Origin of the sequence: Acinetobacter terrae, assembly GCF_013004375.1 — a bacterium.
In the GTDB taxonomy this organism is placed as follows: Bacteria; Pseudomonadota; Gammaproteobacteria; order Pseudomonadales; family Moraxellaceae; genus Acinetobacter; species Acinetobacter terrae.
The window spans coordinates 37,971-61,201 of the sequence record NZ_JABERI010000021.1 but is presented as its reverse complement, the minus strand read 5'-3'; the positions used below and the strand labels follow the sequence as shown (position 1 = coordinate 61,201).

27 protein-coding genes and 1 pseudogene are annotated in these 23,231 nt (G+C 39.1%); 9 read left to right on the top strand and 19 right to left on the bottom strand.

Annotation, left to right across the window (positions count from 1 at the left end; translation table 11 throughout):
* Positions 1–494, bottom strand: a 494-nt coding sequence (locus tag HLH14_RS09755) for a uracil-DNA glycosylase family protein (protein ID WP_171533028.1), incomplete at its 3' end; no start/stop codon positions are given.
* A gap of 30 nt (positions 495–524) precedes the next feature.
* Positions 525–1,235 carry an SGNH/GDSL hydrolase family protein gene (locus HLH14_RS09750; protein WP_171533027.1) on the bottom strand — a complete coding sequence of 237 codons (711 nt, stop codon included), beginning with the start codon at positions 1,233–1,235 and terminating at the stop codon, positions 525–527.
* 606 nt (positions 1,236–1,841) lie between these two features.
* Between HLH14_RS09750 and HLH14_RS09745 the strand changes: the two genes are divergently transcribed.
* A complete protein-coding gene (locus HLH14_RS09745; protein ID WP_086193294.1) occupies positions 1,842–2,153 on the top strand; it encodes a hypothetical protein in 312 nt (103 codons plus the stop codon).
* A gap of 85 nt (positions 2,154–2,238) precedes the next feature.
* Here HLH14_RS09745 and HLH14_RS09740 read toward each other — a convergent pair whose 3' ends face one another.
* From HLH14_RS09740 to HLH14_RS09725, 4 genes are all read right to left on the bottom strand, one after another.
* On the bottom strand, positions 2,239–2,982 hold the full coding sequence (locus HLH14_RS09740) for an SDR family oxidoreductase (RefSeq protein ID WP_131271853.1): 744 nt from the start codon (positions 2,980–2,982) through the stop codon (positions 2,239–2,241).
* Between the two features lie 28 nt (positions 2,983–3,010).
* Positions 3,011–3,709 (bottom strand): histidine phosphatase family protein, encoded by a 699-nt coding sequence (locus HLH14_RS09735; RefSeq protein ID WP_171533026.1) that lies wholly within the window; start codon positions 3,707–3,709, stop codon positions 3,011–3,013.
* Positions 3,709–4,833, bottom strand: coding sequence for a phosphotransferase family protein (locus HLH14_RS09730; protein WP_171533025.1), 1,125 nt, complete (start codon positions 4,831–4,833; stop codon positions 3,709–3,711). Before HLH14_RS09730 ends, HLH14_RS09735 begins: the two co-directional genes overlap by 1 nt.
* A gap of 128 nt (positions 4,834–4,961) precedes the next feature.
* Positions 4,962–6,200, bottom strand: a complete 1,239-nt coding sequence (locus HLH14_RS09725; protein WP_171533024.1) for an acyl-CoA dehydrogenase family protein — start codon at positions 6,198–6,200, stop codon at positions 4,962–4,964.
* Positions 6,201–6,294: 94 nt separating this feature from the next.
* On the opposite strand from HLH14_RS09725, the gene HLH14_RS09720 reads away from it, so the two are divergent.
* The gene (locus HLH14_RS09720; RefSeq protein WP_171533023.1) at positions 6,295–7,224 is read left to right on the top strand and encodes a LysR family transcriptional regulator; all 930 of its coding nucleotides are present in this window, start codon (positions 6,295–6,297) and stop codon (positions 7,222–7,224) included.
* A 359-nt stretch (positions 7,225–7,583) separates the two neighbouring features.
* The gene (locus HLH14_RS09715) at positions 7,584–8,138 is read left to right on the top strand and encodes a thermonuclease family protein (RefSeq protein ID WP_131271858.1); all 555 of its coding nucleotides are present in this window, start codon (positions 7,584–7,586) and stop codon (positions 8,136–8,138) included.
* A 38-nt stretch (positions 8,139–8,176) separates the two neighbouring features.
* On the opposite strand, the gene pdxR is transcribed toward HLH14_RS09715, so the two are convergent.
* From pdxR to HLH14_RS09680, 7 genes are all read right to left on the bottom strand, one after another.
* Positions 8,177–9,637: a MocR-like pyridoxine biosynthesis transcription factor PdxR gene (gene pdxR / locus HLH14_RS09710; protein ID WP_171533022.1), complete on the bottom strand. Its 1,461-nt coding sequence runs from the start codon at positions 9,635–9,637 to the stop codon at positions 8,177–8,179.
* Between the two features lie 107 nt (positions 9,638–9,744).
* Positions 9,745–9,909, bottom strand: a complete 165-nt coding sequence (locus HLH14_RS09705; protein WP_165493776.1) for a hypothetical protein — start codon at positions 9,907–9,909, stop codon at positions 9,745–9,747.
* The gene (locus HLH14_RS09700) at positions 9,902–10,714 is read right to left on the bottom strand and encodes a hypothetical protein (protein WP_171533021.1); all 813 of its coding nucleotides are present in this window, start codon (positions 10,712–10,714) and stop codon (positions 9,902–9,904) included. Before HLH14_RS09700 ends, HLH14_RS09705 begins: the two co-directional genes overlap by 8 nt.
* Before the next feature lie 135 nt (positions 10,715–10,849).
* A complete protein-coding gene (locus HLH14_RS09695; protein ID WP_086193303.1) occupies positions 10,850–10,960 on the bottom strand; it encodes a DUF2474 domain-containing protein in 111 nt (36 codons plus the stop codon).
* Positions 10,961–10,969: 9 nt separating this feature from the next.
* Positions 10,970–11,974, bottom strand: coding sequence for a cytochrome d ubiquinol oxidase subunit II (cydB, locus tag HLH14_RS09690; protein WP_086193304.1), 1,005 nt, complete (start codon positions 11,972–11,974; stop codon positions 10,970–10,972).
* On the bottom strand, positions 11,971–13,410 hold the full coding sequence (locus HLH14_RS09685; protein WP_171533020.1) for a cytochrome ubiquinol oxidase subunit I: 1,440 nt from the start codon (positions 13,408–13,410) through the stop codon (positions 11,971–11,973). The genes cydB and HLH14_RS09685 overlap by 4 nt, the downstream gene beginning before the upstream one ends.
* A gap of 267 nt (positions 13,411–13,677) precedes the next feature.
* Positions 13,678–14,112 (bottom strand): DUF2946 domain-containing protein, encoded by a 435-nt coding sequence (locus tag HLH14_RS09680; protein ID WP_171533019.1) that lies wholly within the window; start codon positions 14,110–14,112, stop codon positions 13,678–13,680.
* 256 nt (positions 14,113–14,368) lie between these two features.
* Between HLH14_RS09680 and HLH14_RS09675 the strand changes: the two genes are divergently transcribed.
* Together HLH14_RS09675 and HLH14_RS09670 are read left to right on the top strand one after the other, a co-directional pair.
* A complete protein-coding gene (locus HLH14_RS09675) occupies positions 14,369–14,809 on the top strand; it encodes a MarR family winged helix-turn-helix transcriptional regulator (RefSeq protein WP_171533018.1) in 441 nt (146 codons plus the stop codon).
* Positions 14,806–16,011 carry an MFS transporter gene (locus HLH14_RS09670; protein ID WP_171533017.1) on the top strand — a complete coding sequence of 402 codons (1,206 nt, stop codon included), beginning with the start codon at positions 14,806–14,808 and terminating at the stop codon, positions 16,009–16,011. The genes HLH14_RS09675 and HLH14_RS09670 overlap by 4 nt, the downstream gene beginning before the upstream one ends.
* Positions 16,012–16,128: 117 nt before the next feature.
* Here HLH14_RS09670 and HLH14_RS09665 read toward each other — a convergent pair whose 3' ends face one another.
* The 4 genes from HLH14_RS09665 to HLH14_RS09650 form a co-directional block, all read right to left on the bottom strand.
* A complete protein-coding gene (locus HLH14_RS09665; RefSeq protein WP_171533016.1) occupies positions 16,129–16,731 on the bottom strand; it encodes a nitroreductase family protein in 603 nt (200 codons plus the stop codon).
* 281 nt (positions 16,732–17,012) lie between these two features.
* Complete coding sequence (locus tag HLH14_RS09660; RefSeq protein WP_171533015.1) at positions 17,013–17,504, bottom strand: hypothetical protein; 492 nt, start codon at positions 17,502–17,504, stop codon at positions 17,013–17,015.
* Between the two features lie 103 nt (positions 17,505–17,607).
* A complete protein-coding gene (gene fumC, locus HLH14_RS09655; protein ID WP_171533031.1) occupies positions 17,608–19,002 on the bottom strand; it encodes a class II fumarate hydratase in 1,395 nt (464 codons plus the stop codon).
* Between the two features lie 118 nt (positions 19,003–19,120).
* Complete coding sequence (locus HLH14_RS09650) at positions 19,121–20,128, bottom strand: NAD-dependent epimerase/dehydratase family protein (protein WP_171533014.1); 1,008 nt, start codon at positions 20,126–20,128, stop codon at positions 19,121–19,123.
* Between the two features lie 71 nt (positions 20,129–20,199).
* Here HLH14_RS09650 and tusD point away from each other — a divergent pair, with 71 nt between their 5' ends.
* The 4 genes from tusD to HLH14_RS09630 are packed head-to-tail and all read left to right on the top strand — an operon-like array spanning position 20,200 to position 21,592.
* A complete protein-coding gene (gene tusD / locus HLH14_RS09645) occupies positions 20,200–20,568 on the top strand; it encodes a sulfurtransferase complex subunit TusD (RefSeq protein WP_171533013.1) in 369 nt (122 codons plus the stop codon).
* 43 nt (positions 20,569–20,611) lie between these two features.
* Entirely contained in the window at positions 20,612–20,962 is a 351-nt protein-coding gene (locus tag HLH14_RS09640; RefSeq protein ID WP_171533012.1) for a hypothetical protein, read from the top strand.
* A gap of 5 nt (positions 20,963–20,967) precedes the next feature.
* A complete protein-coding gene (locus HLH14_RS09635; protein ID WP_235940492.1) occupies positions 20,968–21,267 on the top strand; it encodes a DsrH/TusB family sulfur relay protein in 300 nt (99 codons plus the stop codon).
* A 13-nt stretch (positions 21,268–21,280) separates the two neighbouring features.
* Complete coding sequence (locus HLH14_RS09630) at positions 21,281–21,592, top strand: TusE/DsrC/DsvC family sulfur relay protein (protein ID WP_171533029.1); 312 nt, start codon at positions 21,281–21,283, stop codon at positions 21,590–21,592.
* 17 nt (positions 21,593–21,609) lie between these two features.
* Here HLH14_RS09630 and HLH14_RS09625 read toward each other — a convergent pair.
* Positions 21,610–22,089: pseudogene (locus HLH14_RS09625) on the bottom strand (winged helix-turn-helix transcriptional regulator).
* Positions 22,090–22,296: 207 nt separating this feature from the next.
* Complete coding sequence (locus tag HLH14_RS09620; protein ID WP_171533011.1) at positions 22,297–23,196, bottom strand: LysR family transcriptional regulator; 900 nt, start codon at positions 23,194–23,196, stop codon at positions 22,297–22,299.
* Positions 23,197–23,231 lie beyond the last annotated feature (35 nt).

The following is a 23,231-nucleotide window of genomic DNA, read 5'->3' as shown; positions in this document are numbered from 1 at the left end:
GTTAATTCACGATTTGCGAAATAAGCCTTAGAAGATTCGCCAATCACCGGTTTAAGTGTTCCTTCTGGCATAGAAAGCATTAAAGTATCAGTCGCTTTATCGCCTGTGGTCATAATGCTGTGACACTGTGGAATATGCTGTAATAGTTGCGCTAAATCAGTTGGCTTGGCAATTTGCAGGAATTTGTCTGAAGCATTGCCTTTTAGGCGAATGATTTGATAGGCCGTATCAAAAATTGCGATGCCTTTTTCCATTAAAAACTCTCGGATCTGCTGTTCCTTGAAGTTTTTGTTGGCAATATCTAAAAAGTGTTCTTTATTTTGAAAGAAAACCAAACCAAAAATCTTCCACATGTCATTTTGATAGTTTGGATAATAGAACTCCATTTTCCAGCGGTTTTTAGGCGGTGGAAAACTCCCCATCATGATTAACTTGGCATTTTCTGGTAAAAATGGTTCAAGTGGATGAGTTTCAATTTCCAGTTCGGTGGTCATAACAGCCCATTGATCAGTCTTTAGCTTAATTTAAAACATTTGACGAATTTTATCTGCCACCTGTTCACCCCAAAGTGCATAAATTTCCTTGCTTGGATGAAAGCCGTCTGCTGCCATTTCCAAGTTTAAGCTTTTAAATCGTGCTAGATCATATTCAATCCATTGCATATTGGCTTGCTTTTGCATGAATTTCCCAAGAGTTTTGTTCATGCCTTTAGCATATTGTCCAAATAACCATGCCAGTGGATTGGGTAAAGCCGGAAACATGTTCATCGGCGGCACACCAGCGGCAATAATCAATTCAGGTGTAAACTTCTGGTTAATCTCTGCATAAAGTTGTTGCTGTTTTTGAATCCAGTTTTTAGGTGGTGTCAGTTTGGTAATGTCATTCACCCCTACAGAAGTAATCACCACATCAAAGTGTTGAGCTGACATATCTTTGGCAGTTTTAATCACTTGTCCTGTGGTATGTCCGGTTTTTGCTTCCAGCATATAACTGATTCGATATTGATCTTTTAACTGATTCAACACAGCGCCTAGTAAAGCGTCTTCCTGAATTTCAACTCCAACACCTGCTGCTGCCGAATCACCTAAAATTAAAATAGACAGCGGTTTCCCTGTTCCTATCATCCCCTGACGGTTTCCATCGGGTTCGGTTAAGCGTAATGTATTTTTTTTGACTGCATTACCTTGAATAATAAGGGATGGAATAAGGGCAATAGTTGAAATTTTTAAAAACATAAATGATTTAAATAGCAAAAATATATTGATCAATATACGATTTTAGCTTGTTAAAATCATTGACCCAATGTGCATATTGTTAAAAATATCTCGAGCATCATCATTTTAAAACATGAAATATCCTCTGGTTTCAGCGATAAAACTAGAAAATATGATCAATAAAGAATGTCATTAAAAAAATATATCCTTCCCATGTTTAAAGCTATTTATTTAGAACTGCAAGTCGAAGCTATAGATGCTGAATTTGATAAAAAGCCCCTTCCTTAAAATTCGGACTTTTGCTCGATCTTTGCATTAATACAATTAGAGTATAATTACTTCACTGATCAAACTTTAATAATAAGCCGTTATTGTTCCATTTGATGCGAAACTTCTATCCAGTAAATATCTTCTTTCAATTATTTTAAAAATTCAGTTTCATCTAATTAGACTAAACAATCTGCTTTTCAGTAATTTAATAAAGATTTATTCATAAGAAAGCTAAACTCCAGCATTTTTTGGAAAAATTACCTACTTTTTATCGGAGATTCATATTAAAGTAACATTTAGAAATTTAAACACGAAACTCTCATAATTTTATTATTGACTTAGCCAAGAGTAATCAATATGGACTATTGGAATAGTGTTTTATTAATATCAATAATTGCAATAGTTGGCCTCACCGTTATTACATTAATCGTCGGCTGTAAAATTTGGAAAAATCTTGTCGTTACGCTTATCATTGCAACTTTCATCAGCTTTCTCATTTTATGTGCGATTAGCTTTTTGTGGAGACAGGGTGTTTATGTACCCTGGAGCAATAATAATCTTTGGAATGAGATATTGACTGTTGAAATGGGACTCATGAGTTTTGTCATAGGTGGAGTGAGCACCTTCATTATGATGTTAGGCATTCTTATTTCTAAAAATAATAGATAATTGAGTCGCTATCACGACCTTAATGTTTATTAAAAAATCTTGGAAAAATAAAAGGCGCATTCAGCGCCTTCGATTCATTAGCTCCTCAACCCAACTTATTCACCCACTTTAGCGGCAATACTTTCATTGCCAAACCTAATGGCAACCAAGGCCATTGTGGGACATAAGCTTTGACCGGTGCTTTTTCAATGGCTTTCACCAGTAAATGCGATCCTGTTTTTTCATCCACTTCAAAAGGTAATTTATTCGCGCCTTCATTCAGTTCGGTACGAATATAACCCGGGAATATGGTGGTGACTTTAATTGGCGTATCCATCAGTTCGGCCCGAATACCTTCTGCCAAATGTGCAACCCCTGCCTTGCTTGCGCCGTACGCGGTTAAATGTTTTGGCATTCCACGCATTGCACTCATCGATGAAATCATCACCAGATGACCAGAATTTTGCGCACGGAAAATTTCAACAGCCGCTTCACATTGCGCTAAAGCAGAAATAAAGTTGGTTTCTACCGTAGCACGGTTAATTTCAAAATTGCCTTTACCAATACGACGACCCTCTCCAACACCTGCGTTTACGATCACACGGTCAATCGTGCCAAATTCCTCTTTGAAAGCTTTAAATACTTCAAAGACTTGATCGTAATTGGTCACGTCTAAAGTTTTCGCAATCACTTTAATGCCATATTTGCTTTCAAGTTCTTGCTTTAAAGTTTCAAGACGTTCCAAACGACGTGCGCAAATGGCAAGGTTATAGCCTTTTTGTGCAAATTCACGTGCCATTCCCGCACCAATACCCGAGCTGGCACCGGTAATTAAAATCGTTTTTGCCATGATCTATTCCTTTCCTATTTTTCTAATATCAAATCCATGTCAGTAATTGAGGATCTTCAGCTTTAATAAAATGATGTTCATTTAAACTCAGTAATTGCGGCTCGTTTCCAACCAAACGTAATGTAGTTATACTGGTATTGGTAATCGCCCAGTTCAGTGCAAAAGTACGATTTGCATTAAGCTCGAGTAATTTGCCTGCAGCCACTGAAATCACCCCACCCGAGGTAAATACCACGGCATAACGCGGTTTGGTTTTTGCCAATTCATCACATAAATTTTGTAGTGCCGTTTCTACACGGCTTTTAAAATCTGGCCAGGACTCATCATATTCATGGTGATAGTCACCACCGGTCCAGCGTTCAATGGCACCTTCAAAAATTTTGGCTAAATACGCACGTGGATTGACTTCATTTTCGACATCCTGTTTTAACAAATGTGGTTCATTAAAACGCGGTTCATATTGGGCAAAAACCTGTTGATGGTTGAACTCGTTCCAAGCACTGTCGGTTTGAATTTCTGTCTCGGGAAAACATTCAGCCAAAGCAAGATTGGCGGTTTGTTGATGACGCTGCATCGAACCGGCAACGACATAAGGTTCTTCTTTCAGAATTTGATTGAAATACTGACCCAATAATTTTGCCTGTAATTCGCCATTCGGTGAAAGTTTGTCATAACTTTCCGCACCAAATGAAGCCTGCCCGTGACGAATCAGATAAATTGTGGTCATTATAATTTTCCTAAAATTTCCTGAAGTTTTGCTTTATATTTCTGTGCAATGTCATTGGCTTCGAACTTCTGTTTACCAATCAGTTTTAATGCACGGATATGTAAGGCATGAATCACAATCCAGAAATCCTTAAACGCAGGATTATTGGTTTGTTTGTGGTGATAACGGTAATAAATTTGCTGCGCGATCACGGCTAAACGGAAAATGCCGAACACTTCATAGAAGGTCCAGTTTTCAGGCTGCAGACCCGTTTTTTCTAAATAATAATCTACCACTTCTTTACGGCTAAACATGCCTTTTAAATGGGTAGGTTGACGACGTGTCGCTTTAAAAATTTGATTGTCAGTCTCTTCAACCCAATAGGCCAAAGCTGAACCCAAATCCATCAGCGGATCACCCACAGTGGCCATTTCCCAGTCTAGCACGCCAATGACCTGAGTTGGATTGTGGGGATCTAAAATCACGTTATCAAAACGCCAGTCATTGTGAATGATGCAACTGGTCGAATCCGCAGGAATATTGTCTTTGAGCCAGTTACGTACATATTTAAAGGAAGGCACATTGATGGTTTTGGCTTTTTCATAGCGTGCATCCCAACCTTCCACCTGACGACGACAGTATCCGTCGCCTTTGCCCAGTTTTTCCAGCTCTGTTCCTTGATAAGGGACTTGATGCAATTCAATCAATTTGTCGATGACATTGATACACAGTTCGCGAACTTGTGCTTCATTGAAATGCAGTTCTTTGGGTAAATTGGCACGCGGAATAATGCCTTCTATCCTTTGCATCACATAGAAGTCACAGCCAATCACGGATTCGTCCTGACACAACGCGACCATTTTAGGCAGTACAGGATAGAACGGTGCCAGATTTTTTTGCACATTGTATTCACGTGCCATGTCATGGGCAGATTTGGCTTTAGTACCTTTAGGCGGACGACGTAGAATCAAATCAGTATTGTCGTATTTCAAACGGTAAGTCCAGTTTGAAGCTCCACCTGAATATTGAGTGACTTCGACCTGACCCTGTAAATCAATACCTTGTGCTTTTAACCAGTTTTCTACTGAGATTACGTCCAGTTCTTCGCCCGGACGAACATTTCCACTCACATCAATGACTGACATTGTTATTTTCCTAAATCTTCAATTTCAAAAGACTTCTTACATCACCTTATTTATACCTTTTTCATTTTCCATTGATAGGAAAATTTGTACAAAGTTGTAAGAAGTCTCATCTACAATATTTTTAGATATTACTTGCGACGTGAACCGTAGCCACGTTTTGCCAGTTCAAGCTTGGCAATCATGCCTTTATGCACTTCATCGGGACCGTCGGCCAAACGTAGGCTACGTGCTTGAGCAAAGAAACCTGTCAGTGGTGTATCACGCGAAACCCCTGCACCGCCGTGAATCTGGATTGCCATATCGACTACTTTTTCCAGCACACTTGGCGCAACTACTTTAATCGCAGAGATTTCAGTTAAAGCAGCCATATTGCCTAAAGTATCCATTTTATACGCGGCATACAAAGTTAAAAGTCGAGCTTGATCAATGGCAACTCGGGCTTCAGCAACACGTTCCAGGTTACCGCCCAATTTTAAAATTTCTTTACCAAAAGCAGTTCGGCTCATGCCGCGGTCAATCATCAGTTCAAGTGATTTTTCTGCCGCGCCAATACAACGCATGCAATGATGAATACGACCTGGTCCTAAACGACCTTGGGCAATTTCAAAACCTTGCCCCGCACCACCAATAAAGTTGGCAACCGGAACACGGACATTATTGAAGCTGATTTCGCCGTGACCATGTGGTGCATCGTAATCACCAAAAACCGGCAACATCCGTTCTATTTTCACGCCTGAAGTTTCTACAGGAACCAGAACCATAGAATGTTGATGATGACGGTCTTTGCTTGCGTCTGGGGTATGCGCCATAAAAATGATGAGTTTTGCATTAGGATCGCCTAAACCTGACGACCACCATTTACGACCATTTAAAACAATTTCATCACCTTCAATGACCGCCGTCGCCTGCATATTGGTTGCATCACTAGAAGCGACATCTGGTTCAGTCATACAAAACACTGACCGGATTTTGCCTTCGAGTAAGGGCGTTAACCACTGTTGTTTTTGGGCATCAGAACCATAACGCCACAACACTTCCATGTTGCCACTGTCAGGTGCATTACAGTTAAATACGGTAGGTGCAATTAAACTGCGACCTGTCAGTTCGGCAATATGGGCATATTCCTGTACAGATAAACCTTGTCCTAAAACAGGATCCGGTAGGAACATGTTCCAAAGCCCAGCTGCTTTGGCTTTATTTTTAAGGACTTCGATTTGTGCTGGCCATTGCCATTTTGTCCAGTCACCACCTTGATTCAACGCATGAACTTCATTCCAAAATTCTGTTTCAACCGGTTCAATTTCATTTTTTATAAAGGTTTTGGTACGTTCTACAAAATCTTGTGCACGTGCTGATAATTCAAACATGGCAACTTCCCTCTAAATATTGTCATTACTGCTCTTTACAACACCTTAGCTCAAAAACTACTATGAACAAAATGATTTAATTCAATACGAAACTATGAACAGTATTCATAATAAAAGTCCGATTAGTAGTACCGTTGATCTGGCAATTTTCCACCGTATCGATATTAATTTATATCCACTTTTTATTGCGATTTATGAGCAAAGAAGTATTTCCAAATCTGCGCAGATTTTATGTATTAGCCAATCTGCGGCCAGTCATGCCTTGCAACGGCTAAGACAACATTTGCAGGATGATTTATTTGTCCGTGCAGGCAGTAAAATGTTACCCACACCATTTGCTGAACAGATTTATCCTGTGATTAAAAATGCCTTGATTGCAATTAAAGGTATTTCAATACAAAAACGAAATTTTGATTCGAGCATGGTGCAAACCTTAAAAATTGCAGTGCATGATGAAATTGAGCCGATTATCTTCCCCAAATTAGTGGAACATTTTCACCAACTTAATTTAGCGATTCAATTTTCCAGTATTAAGCTAGACCGTAAAAATGTCGTTACCGATCTGGCCACTCAGCAAGTAGATTTTGTGATTGATTTAGAACAAAACTTTGGGGAAAAAATTCAATTTGAAAAACTGGTGCAGGACCAGTTTGTGGTGTGTACTCAGCAGCAAAGCATGACTGAAGATATTTATCTGGCCTCACCGCATATTGGAGTTTCATCACGACGTACTGGGGTTTTGGTTGAAGATATTTATTTGAACCGAAAACAGCTTTCTCGTCAGATTTTTTTACGTTGTCAGCATTATTCAACTGCCCTGCAGATTTTAAGCCAACAGCCTCAAGCTATTCTCACCATTCCTAAAAATATATTGGTTCATTTACAATTGGCAGATGGTCTAAATATTTTTGATGTCCCTGTTGAACTTCCAAATATTGATTTGGGGATGTATTGGCATAAGGATTTGAAATTAAATTTGCGGCATATTTTTTTGCGAAGCGAAATTTCCAAAATTTTTACTTAGGCTATTTTATAATAATGATATTAATCTGCTTAGGCTATTTAGGTATAAAATCAACTCATGTTATTTTTTTAAATGGGTTTTTTATAGCTAATTTTTTGTATAAGAAGACATAGAATTCACTTAGGCTATTTATAGCTGTTTTAGCATCTTATATTGATCTGCGTTATTTGTTATTTAGATATAATCTTTTGCTGAATAAATAGACGAAATACTGAGTTGGTGAAGGTTTCAGCGCTATTTGCCTATTTATTCAGCACTTAATTTTTGCCATTTGAATTACACTAAAACCTCATATTTCTCTTTTTTATTGCTGAATTTGGACTGAAGTTTTCAAGCCAATTTCAACAAAGATTTCTTCTATGTTGGCAAGTCTCTCCCCTATTTGGCTCATTATTTTGGGCATGCTGTTGTGCATTGTTTTGTTTTTTATTTTCCGAAAAATTGCTCAATTTTTTACCCAATTATTGAGACCCTTTAAAAAGGGAAAAAGCTATTATTGCCGAGTCACAGCCATTAGTGATGGTGATACTCTCACCTGCCATCGCTTAAACTTACGACGTTCAGAAACCAAATTACGTTTTGCCTATGTCGATGCGCCAGAATCAAATCAGGACTATGGCAAAGAATCGGCACGTTTGATTAAAAGTATGGTGCACCAAAAATGGGTACGGATAAAAATTACCGATGTTGATCGGTATGGACGCTGTGTCGGGGTCATTTACCGCTATCGTAAAAGCATGAATGAAGAGATGGTCAAACGTGGTGCGGCTTGGGTCTATGAAGAATACATCAAAGATAAAAAACATTTACAATATATGATGTCACTTCAAGATAAAGCCAAAAAACAGAAAAAAGGTTTATGGAAAAGTTCCCGTCCTGTACGTCCGAGTGTTTATCGTAAACAGAATAAATAACAGGATTAAATTCTTATTATAAAAAATATCAGATTGCTTTATATCAGGCGCGCCAATTCATTGTGTATGAGTTGGCGCAGTTCTTTCATACACAGTTTAATTTCAGTATCGTTAAGTGAACTAAACCCAAGAACAAAACCATATTCGCGATCATATTCATAAAACTGGCTTAGACGTGTAATCGCAATATTGTGTAGCGCTGCACCATTTACCAAAGCCTGTTCAAGTGCATTTGGAATCTCTGCTTTAAAATAACATGCGACCTGCATACTGGGATGATGCTGTTTCACAAAACAGAATTCAGATAAATAAAATTCAAAACAACTCATAAACGTTTGATAGCGCTTTAAATAGAGTTGTTGCATCTGTCTTAAATATTCAGCATAATGCCCACGTTGCATAAAATTTCCAAGCAAAACCTGAAAATATTGCGACGGCGCACTGCCATCAATATAATTGCGATAACGCTTAAAAGGCTCGATTAACGCTTTGGGTAAAATCAAATAAGATAGTCTTAAACTCGGTAAAATGTACTTGCTGAAAGAACCCAGATAAATCGTCCGTTGATAAGGGTCTAAACCTAAAATAGCCGTGTTTTGAGTTTTATTCAATAATAGGGCATCGTAATCATCTTCAAGAATATAACTATTGTTTTGCTCTGCATATTCAATAACTTGTTCTTTTCGTGTTGCACTCATTTGAATGCCGCTGGGATACTGATTAGCCGGAGTCACGTAAATTGCTTTTGCATCCTGAATATCGGCACAATCCTGTATTTTTAATCCTTCACGATCTAAACCAATACATTTTAAATCCAGATTCATATGCTTAAAAAGTTGATACGCATTCGAATAATATGGATTTTCCATAATGATTTTATCATTCGGATTAAATAATACCCTTCCACAAAGATATAACGCTTGCTGTGTGCTATTCACAATAAGCACTTGCTCTGCAGATATTTGAGTATTTCGATTTAAATTAATGTGTTGAGCAATTTGCTGACACAATAAATCATCACCAGCAGCATTATCTTTTAAGAAAATATTTAAACCATACTGACTCAGCGCATTTTTTTCAGTTTCGTACCATTTTTTAAACGGGAAATTGCGTATTTCAGGCATGCCATCGGCAAAAAAATTCAGGTTTTGATCAAAAAATAGATTTTCTAATTGCTCGGTATTTTCTGGAAGTCGGTATTCAACAGCTTCAGATGTTTGAGATTCTGCTTTTACCTGTGCCCTAATAAAAGTACCTTTACCTTTAATCCGTTGCAACAATCCTTCTTGTTCTAATTGGGCATAAACCTTTTCTACAGTGTCACGAGATACCCCTAAGTGTTCGGATAAAAACCGTGTGGATGGACATTTAAAATCGGACTGCAGGTTTAATTGTGGCAAGGTTGCTTTAATCGCTAAATATATTTTGGTTCTTAATTTATTTTCATTGGTCTGTGCAAGATTTTGGCTTAATAATTGGATAAATTCATTTTGTTTCATTTCACAACCTGTACACATCCAACTTATATTTATTTCACAATAACCAAAAATGCCTTATCGAAACAAGGCATTATCTTCAGAAGATCTTCATCCTGCGAGCGAATTATCTATTGAGCTTGAACCTTTGCTGCTTCAGCCAGTTTCTTCTGATGTGAAGGCATATACTCTGGCTCATTGGTCACTGCCAAGAAGAACAACCCAAGGAACAGGCAGCCTAACAGCAGGCTAATTCCCACCACTAAATATGGGAAAGGCTTTTTAGGTTCATTCATTAGCATACCTCAATTTCGATTCAAGATTGTTTTTAAAGATGGTTTCGGTAAATTCACCAAAGACGGATAATTTTTCAAAAAGATGTTCGCTATACATTAAATCGTCAATCAAATGCGCGGCATCGTTTAATTTCATATGAAACTGGCGGCTGACTAAAGGTGCATTTTCCTGTGCAATGCTTTGACAGACTTGTGCTAATTCAGGGGTCTTTCTTTTCCAGAATAGTTTTTTAAAATCAATTTCTGGCAAATTAAACTGTTTTTGATCCAGTAAAATTTCATCTATCTGGACTTGGAATAAACTTGCCAATTGTTGTTTGGTAGCTGGATTCAGCCCACTTTGCCCGATCATCGTCATATGCTGACAAGCAGGATCAAGCAAGGCTTTGGCTAAAGCATATATTCTAAATTCAGCGTCATTAAATTCTGTTGGAACCAAGTCCAGACATAGATTCATTTCAGTAATGGATTGCTGATTTTTCAGTTCTAATGCATCAAGATGTAAATAATGCGCATAGACCTGTTCAACAATATTTTGTCGTGGTGCGATATAAATCGTATTTTGATTCAAGACCGCATAAATAAAAGGCGTAAATAAATAACTTAGGCTATTTTCTAAAGTCGAACTTTGAATGATGTAATCATGAGATGATTGCTGCGCAGATCGGACAGCTAGGCTTTGCTGAAGAATGACATCAAATTCGTCGAGGGATTCAATTCCCAGTCGTTGCAAAATTTTTTTAGAATCAATTTGAGTAAATTCAAAAAAATCTAAGATAAATTGGAAGCTTAGGCTTCGCAGCATGATCGCCTCGGACAATAAGCGCTATAAAGTGAATAAACATAATATAGAACTTAAATCACCACGAAGTGGTCTGCTCGACAAAAACAAAGTGGTCTGTTTTTAGCAGACCACTTTTAAAGTAACTTTCGTTCGCTATTAGATATAGGCCAGTTGAATTAAGAGCCGAAATGCCCCAGCCACCAGTGCTAAAGCAAAGAATCCACCTAGCCACAAAACAATAAACCACTGGGTTTGTGAGAGTTTCATATTTGCTCCTTAATGATAGCCTTTATCACCAACTCGTACTTTATCGCGGAATACCCAATAGGACAAACCTGTATAAATCAGAATAATCGGAATCAAAAGCAGTGCACCAATTAAGGTAAATAACTGACTACTTTGCGGTGCGGCTGCATCCCAGATGGTGACGGATGGCGGAATAATATAAGGCCATAAACTGATGAGAAATCCAGTATAAGCTAAAAATACTAAAGCTAGAGTGTAGATGAATGGACTGAGTTCTTTACGTTGCTTGCAAGCGCGTAAAGCCAAAAAGGTAAACACTAAAACCAGAATTGGGACAGGACTGAAATAAGTGAGTTGCGGTTGACTGAACCATCGTTCTGCAATTGCCGGATGTGCCAAAGGCGTATAAATACTGACGCAGCCAAAAATAATGAATAAGGCAATAATCATCTTCGGCATAAGCTGATACATTCTATTTTGCAAGTCTGCATCAGTTTTAAAGATCAGCCATCCACAGCCCAAAGTGGCATAAAGCACCACGACGCCTATCCCCGTAAAGATTGAAAATGGAGTTAACCAATCCAAACCTCCACCGGTGTATATTCCATTGGTGGTTTTAATCCCTTGGATATAAGCGCCCAGAATAATGCCCTGTAAAAATCCGGTTAAAATGGAGCCGCCAATAAAGGCCATGTCCCAAAGATGCCGGTTACGTCTGGATTTAAAACGGAATTCGAAAGCCACGCCGCGGAAAATAAGTGCAACTACCATCAGAATGATGGGTAGATATAGCGCAGAAAGTACCGTCGAATAAACCAAGGGAAATGCAGCAAATAATCCTGCCCCGCCCAATACCATCCAGGTTTCATTGCCATCCCATACTGGGGCGACGGTATTCATCATCACATCACGTTCTTGTTGCGCCTTAAAGAAGGGAAACAAGATGCCGATACCCAAGTCAAAACCGTCCAGTACCACGTAAATCAGTACGCCAACAGCAATAATTACAATCCAGATAAAAGATAAATCAATCATTTGTCATTCTCCTGGTGATTGTCGAGAGGCGGACCATCCAGCTCTTCATCGGTACTGCCCAATGGACGATGCGAAGCTTGAATGACCTTTTCTTCACTGTGTGGTACTGAATGAACAAATTCCGGGCCTTTATGCATGATTCGCAACATGTAATAAATGCCAATGCCAAAGACCACGCAATACACCACTACAAAAATAATCAGGGTTAATCCGACTTGTTCTGCCGATACCGGTGATAATGCATCTTTAGTCCGCATCACGCCATAGACTACCCAAGGTTGACGCCCGACTTCCGTGGTAAACCAGCCAGCCAACATTGCGATAAAACCGGAGGGTCCCATAATCAGTGCAAAACGGTGAAACCATGGACTTTCATAGAAGCGGCCAGTTTTCCTGAGCCATAAACCGATTAAAGCTAATAACAGCATCAACACGCCCAGACCGACCATGATCCGAAAGCTCCAAAAAACGATGGTTGAATTTGGCCGATCTTCAGGTGCAAATTCTTTCAAGCCCTGAACCTTGCCCTCCATGGAGTGGGTTAAAATCAGGCTTCCAACGTTTGGAATACCAATCGCATATTTGGTTTCTTCTGCCTGCATATCTGGAATACCAAATAAATACAAAGGCATGCCTTCATTGTGATTGGTTTCCCAGTGCCCTTCTATCGCGGCGATTTTTGCGGGTTGATATTTTAAGGTATTGATACCATGCAGGTCTCCAATCAGAACCTGTAAGGGGGTAAGTGCCAAAATCATCCATAAGGCCATAGAAAACGACGTTTTTACCAACGCATCACGGCGACCTTGGATTAAATGCCATGCTGCCGTCGCTGCAACCAGCAAGGCCGACACCAAGAATGCTGCCATTGCCATATGCGCCAAGCGATATGGGAAAGAAGGATTAAATACAATGGCCAACCAGTCTTGCGGAACGATAATGCCATTTTCAATGCTGAAACCTTGTGGCGTCTGCATCCAGCTGTTAGACGATAAAATCCAGAACATGGAAATACAGGTTCCGACTGCCACCATGACGGTGGCAAAGAAATGTGCCCGAGGACCAACACGCCCCCAGCCAAATAGCATAATACCCAGGAATCCGGCTTCCAGAAAAAAGGCGCTCAGCACTTCATAGGCTAGAAGTGGTCCCGTTACACTGCCCGAGACGCGTGAGAATTCGCTCCAGTTGGTTCCGAACTGGTAACTCATGACCACGCCAGAAACCACGCCCATACCAAAGGCAATGGCAAATATCTTGACCCAAAACTTGAACAGGTCTTGATATACCGGATTTTTAGTTCTGAGCCAGCGCCACTCTAAAACGGCAAGGAAACTCGCAAGACCAATGGAAATGGCAGGGAAAATAATATGAAATGAGACTGTGAACGCAAATTGAATTCGTGCCAGTTCAAGTGCAGTTAAACCTAGATTCATAACATCACCTTTTTTAATTCGTTAATGTGGTGATTGAGCACGAGATACACAGTCGCGCTATTTTTTTGTTTTGACCTGTTTCAGCATACGCCCGAATCTTAAACAAAGTATGTTGATTTATTATTTCAATCCACTTTGGATGAGCTACAATTTTGGCAAAGGCTGTCTGTTTCCTCAGATATTGAGGAAGAAAATGAATATTCATACATATAATCTCTATAAAAATGGTTTGTTCATTCCATGGCGAAAAGCTGGAATCCAAAGTTTTTATAAAGCAATCGGTGGGGCTCGCCCCTGCGGCATTAAAAATAGCCGTTGCAGCTCGAAATAAATGTGTTTAAAGCGCTGCAAAAATGCAAAGAACCGCATATTTATTCGATCTACCACTACTTTAATAGCAAAATCAGGTGGCAGAACCAGATCACCATAAACCGTACAATATTGACATTGATGATTATGTACATCGTGTACATGATCGTGATGATAAGAAAAATAAGGATGCAAAAAATCCAGATGATGTTCTGATGTATGAACTGCATGAGAAGAATCGACATAATGAGATGAGGGCGTAATTAAATGATGGGTCATGGACAGACAGACCGGAGCAATCTGATATTTTTCCGGTAGCAATAGCTGTAGATATACCGCAATCTGTAAAAGCACTGTTGCAAAAGCAAGTAGCAGCCCACTACGTAGAAGCAAAATTTAATCTCACACTTATAGCTTGGCGATTTATTAGAAAGCGTTTGAATATATGCTTTTAAATTCCAAGCACTTCAATACACTCTCCCCCTTTACTCACTACAGTTTATAAAGAAGAATTTTAAAAGTGGTCTGAATGCATTTATGTGATGGGTCTTTTTTTGCCTATAAATCCTGCTTTCAGCTTGCTGAATGCTTGAACAACCGTTTAAAGAGGCGTAAAGTTTAATTAATTTAGTTACCCTAGCTAACTATTATGCCAGACCCACTTAAATTTCGTGCTTCATTATTACGCTGCGCGCGTTTAATGAGTGATGAAATCAATACCATTTTATTGCAACATCAATTGAACTATTCCTTGTGGCAAGTGCTGTATGTGATTCAGTTAAAACAAGGCTGTACCTCCATCGACATTGCGGAATATCTCAATGTGTCCAAGCCCTCCATTGCAAAACGTATTCATGCACTGATGCAACTGGAAGTCCTTGAACAAGTCGATACTGAAGATAAACGGCAAAAGAAACTGATCCTGAGTGTAAAAGGTATAGAACTTTTTCAAATATGCTCTGAAAAAATGGATGTGTTTGAACAACAATTGCTTTTGCCACTGGATCAAAATTCGCAAAATTGCACATTGGACACCCTTCATAGACTTATGGAACATCTGCAAGACCTTAAAACAGGTATCCCGTCATGAATGAAAATGCACCCTTATGGTCAAGAAATTTTATTCTTGTCAGTTCCATTAACTTTCAGCTGGTACTGACCTTTTATCTGCTTGTAGTAGTTATTGTCGGTTATGCCGTCGCTGAACTCGGTGCAACCACGGCGCAAGCAGGTCTAGTTTCTGGTTTGTTTATTGTCGGTACGCTGATTGGCCGTTTGTTTGTAGGTAAATTTCTGGAACGCTTTGGACGTAAAACCACACTGATTGTCGGTTTAACAGGCTTCCTGATCTTTTCCGGCTTCTACTTTATGAAGTTCGATGTCGGCATGCTTCTACTCGTGCGATTTATGCATGGCTTTATGATGGGTATGGCATCCACTGTTTTAGGTACTATTATTGCGCAAATATTGCCGCCAACTCGTCGTGGTGAAGGCATTGGTTACTACAGCATGAGCAGTACTTTGGGAACGGCGATCGGTCCTTTCCTTGCCATCTGGATGATGCTGCACATTGGTTATAATGCCATTTTCATTGTTTCAAGCATTATCGCAGTGAGCTGTCTGGTGGTTGCGCTTCTGATTCAAGTGCCGAATCTCCCGCAACAAAACAACCCACTTGATATTTCTGTACCCGTTGAAAAACCCAGCTGGATTTCACAATTTGTTGAACATAAAGCACTGCCGATATCTTTTATTATGTTATTGGCATCCATTTGCTATTCAGGTGTGTTGTCCTTCATCAACTTTTATGCCAAAGAAATTGACCTGGTCGAAACCGCATCGTTTTTCTTCTTGATGTATGCTATTGCCATCTTGATATCGCGTCCATTTACCGGTCCATTGATGGATCGTAAAGGCGAAAATATCATTATATATCCTGCTTTTATTATTATGGCGATTGCCATGGTTTTATTAAGCCAGGTACAAAGTTCGTTTATGCTTTTGCTTTGTGCAGGCTTACTGGGTTTCGGTTATGGCAATATTCAGTCTGTTTGTCAAACCGTTGCGGTAAAAAGCGCCAGCATCGAACGTATGGGATTTGCGACCTCAACCTTCTTTATTTTTCTGGATGCAGGTTTAGGCTTTGGTCCTTATTTCATTGGTCAGGCACTGAATTATATCGACTATTCACAACTGTATTTCTACAGTGCAATGTGTGTTTTAGTCTGTATCGTCATTTACTACCTATTACATGGTCGCAAGGCAAGCAAACGTCAACACGCCTCTGCTTAAGAATAAGCAGCTAAAAAATAGCGCTGATAGAAAGTCTCCTTTTATAAAGGCAGATTCAAAAAAAGAGAGGTCATATTTACCTCTCTTTTTTTATTTTCTTTCTTGTAAAATCAACAATTATTTAAACACTTTAAAACGCACTGCATCATCCATATAGCCTTTGTCTTTGGCTTCACCTTCTACTGAACCAAACACGAGCTGTGCACGAAGTTTCCAGCTTGCAGGAATATTCCATTCAGCATGCACTTGATCATCTACAATTGGGTTGTAATGCTGAAGTGACGCACCTAAACCATCGGTATGTAACGCAGTCCAAGTCGCGAACTGTGCAATCGCTGTTGAATGTTCGGCCCAAACCGGGAAGTTATCGGCATAAGATGGGAACTGCTCTTGCAAGCCTTTAATCACATCCATATCTTCAAAAAATAGAACTGTACCGAGACCGGCAGCAAAGCTATCTATTTTGGCACTGGTTTTTGCAGCAGCGTCTTCATCTTTTGCATAAGACTTGAGTTTTTCTTTTACAAAGCCCCAAAACTTTTCATGCTCATCATTAAATAAAATCACGGCACGTGAAGATTGCGAGTTAAAAGATGATGGACTTTGCTTAATGGCATGTTGAATCAATTCAGTTAAGTATTCTGGGCTTTGCTCTACATTTTTACCCACTGCATAAATGGTACGGCGTTTATTAATTAAATCTAAAAACTGATTCGACATTGAATGAAATCCTTTGATATTTCCTCGGGAAGATTTGCAACAACCTGCCTACACTGTTAAGAAAATGTGAAATATCAACTTTCGTAACAATGAAGGTGCAAATTTGTTGCTGCCCTACCATATGCAATAATAATTCCAATATCTAGTACATTTTATTGATAATTAAATCTTTAATTTTTTATATAGACTCTTGCATACAATTCAGACAAGTCTCTCATAAACTACACAGCTATAAAAAATCCCCCAATATTTGGAGGATTGTTATTACATTTTATAGTGTTTTAGAATTTAGCATTCAAAACACTTTGCGATACTTTATTCTTCCAGATCTCACGTAAGGTTGGCAAATAGAATTTTTCACCAATTTCAACCAATTCAGCATCAATCAACGCATGAATTTCATGCATAAACAAATAATCTAGTTCAACTGTTTTAAGCATCTTATTGGCCTTGGCAAATTCTCTACGCTTTTGTTGCGCAGCTTTGACCAATTGATCTGCATAGTTCTTATTTTTAAATTGGCTAATCGCATTTAAACGTAATTCAATTACGCCCCAACCACTTAACAATAATTTGAACAACTCAAAATCTTTTGTGGTCGATTCCCAGGTCATTTCATCCAAATTTTCGTCGTTAGGAAGCACAGGAAGAAGCAGTTCCATCACACTCGGAAAAATCTTTTTAAAATTCAAAATAAATTTAACAGGATGCTCACCCGGATAATCCTTAAATTGCACCTTTTTCTGAACATCTGTTAAATAAACATCAAGCATAATCAATCATCAGCAGTTAATTTCTAGGTATATATTGTACGCATATATGCACCAGATAAAAACCACTGATGATCAATAGATCAGTGTTCAAGCCTTTAGATGCTTATTTCACGTTAGGTGAAACCATATTTTCAGGGATTACCACAGCATCAAACTGTTCTGTTGTCACCAAGTTCAATTCAACCGCAACCTGTTTTAAAGTCTTACCTTCTTTATAAGCCGTTTTTGCCACTTTGGCAGCATTTTCATAACCGATCACAGGGTTTAAAGCCGTGACTAACATGAGCGAGTTATGCAGGAAATAATCAATTTTTTCACGGTTTGGTTCAATACCGACTGCGCAATGATCATTGAAACTATTACATGCATCGCCCAGTAATTGAATCGATTGCAATAAGTTAAATGCAATTACTGGCATAAATACATTCAACTCAAAGTTACCCGAAGCCCCAGCGACATTAATGGTCGTGTCATTACCCAATACTTGAGCGACGACCATGGTCATGGCTTCACTTTGGGTTGGATTAACCTTGCCTGGCATAATGCTTGAACCGGGTTCATTTTCAGGAATGCGAATTTCACCAAAACCACAACGTGGTCCACTGGCTAGCCAGCGAATATCATTGGCAATTTTATTTAGACTGGCTGCCAATGTTTTCAAAGCACCCGATGCAAATACCGCAGCATCACGCCCTGCCAAAGCTTCAAATTTATTCGGTGCAGTGACAAAAGGTAAATCCGTTAAGGTTGCCAATTGTGCCGCAGCTTTTACTGCGTAATCAGGATGTGCATTTAACCCAGTTCCGACTGCTGTACCACCTAAAGGCAATTCATATAAACCCAACAAAGCATAATGTAAACGTTTTAAGGCATGATCGAGCTGCGCCACATAACCACTAAATTCTTGCCCCAGCGTTAACGGCGTTGCATCTTGTAAATGCGTGCGACCAATTTTCACAATATCCGAAAATTCTTTCGATTTTTCGTCTAATGTATCGCGTAAACGTTGTACTGCTGGAATAAGCAGTTCATTGATTTGCAAACTCGCTGCGACATGAATGGCGGTTGGAAATGAGTCATTGGTGGATTGTGCACGGTTCACATGATCATTCGGATGTACCGGCTTTTGCGAACCTAAAGGATTCCCCAGTTTTTGATTTGCAATATTGGCAATGACTTCATTACAGTTCATATTACTTTGCGTACCTGAACCTGTTTGCCAAACCACCAATGGGAACTGTTCATCCCATTTCCCAGCAATCACTTCTTCCGTTGCATTCACAATATAATGCGACAATTCATGAGGAATTTGATCTAACTCGGCATTGGTGATGGCTGCTGCTTTTTTCACTAAACCCATCGCACGAATCATTGCTCGTGGTAAGCGTTCTTGCCCAATTTTAAAGTTTTGCAAACTACGCTGTGTTTGCGCACCCCACATTGCTTCACTCGGAACTTCAACATCGCCCATCGTGTCGTGTTCAATACGTGTTTGCATCATCAACCTCATTTCCATATTGTTTTATAACTTTAGCCAATTCATCTGTTTTGACATGTTTAATGATCTTAATCAAATATTTTACAAATATAAATGATTATTATTTACATTTGTTTCTTTAACGTCCTTTTAGTGTTTGCTGATAAAAGCGCCATGAATCTTCTATGATTTGGGTAATCGTGCGTTTAGGCTGCCATTTTAAAATTTCACGTGCTTTACCCGAGGTTGCCCCAATCTGGTCTAATTCAGCATAAGCATAAAATGGTGCATCTATGGTTTTAATTTCGCTTTTGGTCACTTTGGCGACTTCACTCAATAAAGCACGAATGGACATATTCTGCCCTGCAATATTAAAAGCATCACAGGTATAGGGCTGAGTTCTTAGCCACTGTAAAGTCGCTATAATGGCATCACAACAATCCAGCACATGTAAAAAACTGCGTTCAACGGTGCGGTCTAAGGTCTGGGCTTGCTGACGTAACTCAATATAGTCTCGTTGCTTGGCTGCAGCTTGCAATGCCAAGGGAATAATATTTTTAGGCAATGGTGCAACAAACTCCCCTAAAACAGCATGTTCAAACGCACCCGCAATATTACTTAATCGCAAGATCGCAATTTTCCACTCACTGTCTGTGAGTGCGGTATCTCGGATGATTTCTTCTACCATTTGTTGCGACTTGATATAAGGATTCGGATAAGAATAGTTAAAAGGCATATCTTCTGACAGGGTTGAACTTGACTGTCCATACACGGCCAAACTGGATAAATGGATTAAAGTTCGTACTCCAGTGCGCTGCATCGCACGCAGCAAACTCATAATACAACTGACATTATCGTTATAGTATTCAAGTGGTTTAAGTGCCGATTCTTCAATTGACTTAAAACCTGCGGCATGAATGACCGCTTCTACAGAATATTGCTCAAAAACTTTGTTTAAAGCCGGTGTATTTCGAATATCAATTTTGACAAATGGCACATACATGCCGGAAATAAATTCGAGTCGTTCTAAGGTTTGTAAATTCGCATTGGATAAATTATCGACAATAATGACTTCTTGCCCATGCGCCATCAGGCTTAAAGCAATATGTGAACCTATAAAGCCTAAACCACCAGTCACTAAAATCATTGTATACTACCTTTTTCTTATGAAGTCTGGATGCATCAACATTGGATTGGGCATTCCTCAAGTGAATTTCGATGAGTACCTTATTACTAATTACCTCTGCTCCAACCTCTATCTATGCTTGGCATGCGCTGGGCTTAGCACAGGCTTTACACGCTAAGAACCAAGCATTTCGCGTGTTTTTTTATCAGGACGGTGTTTCTGTTGCGAATGCCTTACAGTGGACTCCTGATGATCAACGTCATTTGACTGAAGAATGGCAAAAATTGGCCATTCGCTTACCGGTTTGTGTCAGTGCTGCATTGGCGCGTGGTATTACTGATCAGGAAAATGCAAAACGACATCAGATTAGCCAACACAATCTTGCCCAAGGTTTTGAATTGGTTGGACTTGGTGAACTTGCCGATGCTGTCCAATCAGCACAACGTCTGATTCAATTCTAAGACGTTATTTTTTGGAATTTGTTGCTTTTAAAAGGTAAATTGTGTGAAATCTGTACTCGTTATTTTAACTCAAGCCAATCTTGCCAATTTACAAGTGCATGAAAGCTTGTCTGCCACGATGGTACTGGCGACTTTTGGCTGTGAAGTCAAAGTCTTGCTACAAGATGCAGGCTTAAGTTTACTCAATTCAGAACTGCAATTTGAACAGCTTAAACATGCCTTTAAAATCGCATCCAATATGGTCGATAGCTTTGAGTTTTACGACCTAACCCCTGTTTTAGTGGAAAAGAAAAACCAGAACTCCGACTTTGTCGCTCAAGCTGAACAGGATATTGAATTTGTTGAGTTAAATAGTGAGTTTATTCAAAGTTTTGATTTTGTGCTGTACTGGTAAAGATAATGAGTGAAATAATCATGTCGAATAAAAGCTTATATTTGCTACAAAGTAATTTTTCAGCGACTCCATCGGTACTGGCAAAACTGGAACAACTCTACAGCCCTGAAGATACCTTGATTTTAATGGGTGAATCTGTATTGCAGTTTCAACAGCCTTTCTTGCAACAATTGAATTGCGTTTATGTACTGGATCGCGATGCTGAAATCTTGGCGGGACAAAAGACAGAGAATATGAAAATTATTTCTTATGCCGAATTTGCAGATATTTGCTTGAATCATAACCGTTGTATACGTTTAAACTAATTTGAGATTAATGATGAATTTAGAACTCGATCAAGATGGTCACTTAGTCGATTACACCATTTGGAATGAAGCCGTTGCGCAAGAATTGGCAAACACTTTAAGTTTAGAACTCACAGCATGGCATTTTGAAGTCTTGCATGCAGTACGCCAGTTCTACCAACAGTTTGGTCATTCACCTGCAACGCGCCCACTGATTAAATATTTGATGAAAACGGTCAGTTCCGACATTAATAATGCAGTGTTACAAGACAAATTTAATACCGGTTTAGTGGCACGTCATTTAAGCCGTTTGGCAGGTATCCCGAAACCGCCGAATTGTCTATAAAGATGATTGATTCAGGTTTAAGACTGTATTTTATGTCGTTCTAAATAATTGAAATAATCTTGGGTCAATTCGGGTTTAAACTGCTTGGCATGAATGGGCTCATAACATTCGAAATACAGCAGGTGGTGTAATTTGATGACCACAGCTTTTATGAATTATTGCATCGGCTTTCCAAAGCCTTCATTCATCCATTCATCTACCCAATTCACCATCGACATTAAAATCGGATAAAGCGCCAAACCCTTTTCAGTCAAACTGATATTCATAACGTTCTTGTCGTTGCACGTAAAAAAAATTAATTAAAATATCATTTTCAACCAGACGTTTTAGATGCTCAAACTGCACATGATGGGTTACACCTAAATTTTGTTGAAAGGATTCAAACGGCGCATTCCCAGAAAAGCATTTCGTAAAATCAGCAAGGTCCAACGATCATCAATAACCGATAAGGTTCTGGCGATTGAACACGGTTGTTCTCCAATATCATCCCATTTCATAAAGACAAATCATCTCATAAAAACAGTCATCAACAATAAGTTTAACCCAGAAAAGTTACCGCATTCATCTCGATATTGAAAGGCTGGTAATCTGAATCCACAAAAGACTAAAAAAATCTATTAAATTCAGCATTTTAAAAAAATAATCCGTTTAAATCTTATCCTTCAACAGAGAATCCGCTTATTTTATTATTGGTAAATTCATGATTAAAAATGAATTTCATCCTGATTATCTTCAATGATTTTTAGCCAGGCTCGGGTAGCAGGATTCATCGCCACCGTGTTATTCCAGGCCATACTCAAGGTCCAGTTGATATTCGGATTTTCTAAGATACTGACATTATATTTCTCTTGATCCAATTGTTCACAATAGATTTTTGGTAGCAATGCAATTCCAACATCCGACTCCACCATTTTGGCAATAAAGTCCCATTGACTACTTTTACACACCACATTGGGTTCAAATCCGACATAGTTGGCTGCCTGTATAATCATGCTATTTAAGCTGAACGTATCGGCATAAAGCAGAAACGACTCTTCTTTGAGTTCCCCTAAAGAAACTTTTGCTCTATTTTTCCATTGCGTGTCTTTGCGCGAGAGTAAACATAAAGGCGAATCGATAATCGGAATGCCACTTAAAATGGGTTTCAAATGCCCCAGTAATATCCCCACATCTACTTTTTTGGCCAGAATGGCATCTTCAATGCCCGTCGCGCCAACTTCTAAGAACCCTAATTCAATATTGGGATATTGCTTGTGAAATTTGGCAATTAAACTACTGAGTAATGCCGATCCTACCGGTGGAAGTCCGATGGTTAATTTGCCCTGTTTCAGATGACGGACTTTAGCCACTGTTTCAAAAATACGTTGTTGCTCCTCTAATATCACCAAAGCATGCTGGTAAATTTGTTCACCCATATAAGTCAAAACTACATCGCGTTTTCGACCCGCTTCGCCCTTATGAAATAATGGCACGCCAATTTCTTGTTCTAAAGCATGAATTGCCTTACTAATTGTGGGCTGAGTGACACACATTTCTTCAGCTGTACGGGTAAAACTTTGCAACTGCACAATTTTAACGAACATTGTCAAACTCTTAATATCCACAAAACATTCCATTTAGGCATAATCTTTTTTTTATT

Bases quoted from the DNA above. Each gene is read 5' to 3' on its own strand.
- tusD (WP_171533013.1), top strand. From the start codon at position 20,200: ATGAGTACCTTATTACTAATTACCTCTGCTCCAACCTCTATCTATGCT.
- cydB (WP_086193304.1), bottom strand. From the start codon at position 11,974: ATGATTGATTTATCTTTTATCTGGATTGTAATTATTGCTGTTGGCGTA.
- HLH14_RS09700 (WP_171533021.1), bottom strand. From the start codon at position 10,714: ATGCTGCGAAGCCTAAGCTTCCAATTTATCTTAGATTTTTTTGAATTT.
- HLH14_RS09715 (WP_131271858.1), top strand. From the start codon at position 7,584: ATGTTGGCAAGTCTCTCCCCTATTTGGCTCATTATTTTGGGCATGCTG.
- HLH14_RS09745 (WP_086193294.1), top strand. From the start codon at position 1,842: ATGGACTATTGGAATAGTGTTTTATTAATATCAATAATTGCAATAGTT.
- HLH14_RS09630 (WP_171533029.1), top strand. From the start codon at position 21,281: ATGAATTTAGAACTCGATCAAGATGGTCACTTAGTCGATTACACCATT.
- HLH14_RS09675 (WP_171533018.1), top strand. From the start codon at position 14,369: ATGCCAGACCCACTTAAATTTCGTGCTTCATTATTACGCTGCGCGCGT.
- HLH14_RS09660 (WP_171533015.1), bottom strand. From the start codon at position 17,504: ATGCTTGATGTTTATTTAACAGATGTTCAGAAAAAGGTGCAATTTAAG.
- HLH14_RS09720 (WP_171533023.1), top strand. From the start codon at position 6,295: ATGAACAGTATTCATAATAAAAGTCCGATTAGTAGTACCGTTGATCTG.
- HLH14_RS09670 (WP_171533017.1), top strand. From the start codon at position 14,806: ATGAATGAAAATGCACCCTTATGGTCAAGAAATTTTATTCTTGTCAGT.
- HLH14_RS09750 (WP_171533027.1), bottom strand. From the start codon at position 1,235: ATGTTTTTAAAAATTTCAACTATTGCCCTTATTCCATCCCTTATTATT.
- HLH14_RS09650 (WP_171533014.1), bottom strand. From the start codon at position 20,128: ATGATTTTAGTGACTGGTGGTTTAGGCTTTATAGGTTCACATATTGCT.
- HLH14_RS09665 (WP_171533016.1), bottom strand. From the start codon at position 16,731: ATGTCGAATCAGTTTTTAGATTTAATTAATAAACGCCGTACCATTTAT.
- fumC (WP_171533031.1), bottom strand. From the start codon at position 19,002: ATGCAAACACGTATTGAACACGACACGATGGGCGATGTTGAAGTTCCG.
- HLH14_RS09740 (WP_131271853.1), bottom strand. From the start codon at position 2,982: ATGGCAAAAACGATTTTAATTACCGGTGCCAGCTCGGGTATTGGTGCG.
- HLH14_RS09735 (WP_171533026.1), bottom strand. From the start codon at position 3,709: ATGACCACAATTTATCTGATTCGTCACGGGCAGGCTTCATTTGGTGCG.
- HLH14_RS09695 (WP_086193303.1), bottom strand. From the start codon at position 10,960: ATGAAACTCTCACAAACCCAGTGGTTTATTGTTTTGTGGCTAGGTGGA.
- HLH14_RS09730 (WP_171533025.1), bottom strand. From the start codon at position 4,833: ATGTCAGTCATTGATGTGAGTGGAAATGTTCGTCCGGGCGAAGAACTG.
- HLH14_RS09705 (WP_165493776.1), bottom strand. From the start codon at position 9,909: ATGAATGAACCTAAAAAGCCTTTCCCATATTTAGTGGTGGGAATTAGC.
- HLH14_RS09685 (WP_171533020.1), bottom strand. From the start codon at position 13,410: ATGAATCTAGGTTTAACTGCACTTGAACTGGCACGAATTCAATTTGCG.
- pdxR (WP_171533022.1), bottom strand. From the start codon at position 9,637: ATGAAACAAAATGAATTTATCCAATTATTAAGCCAAAATCTTGCACAG.
- HLH14_RS09725 (WP_171533024.1), bottom strand. From the start codon at position 6,200: ATGTTTGAATTATCAGCACGTGCACAAGATTTTGTAGAACGTACCAAA.
- HLH14_RS09635 (WP_235940492.1), top strand. From the start codon at position 20,968: ATGAGTGAAATAATCATGTCGAATAAAAGCTTATATTTGCTACAAAGT.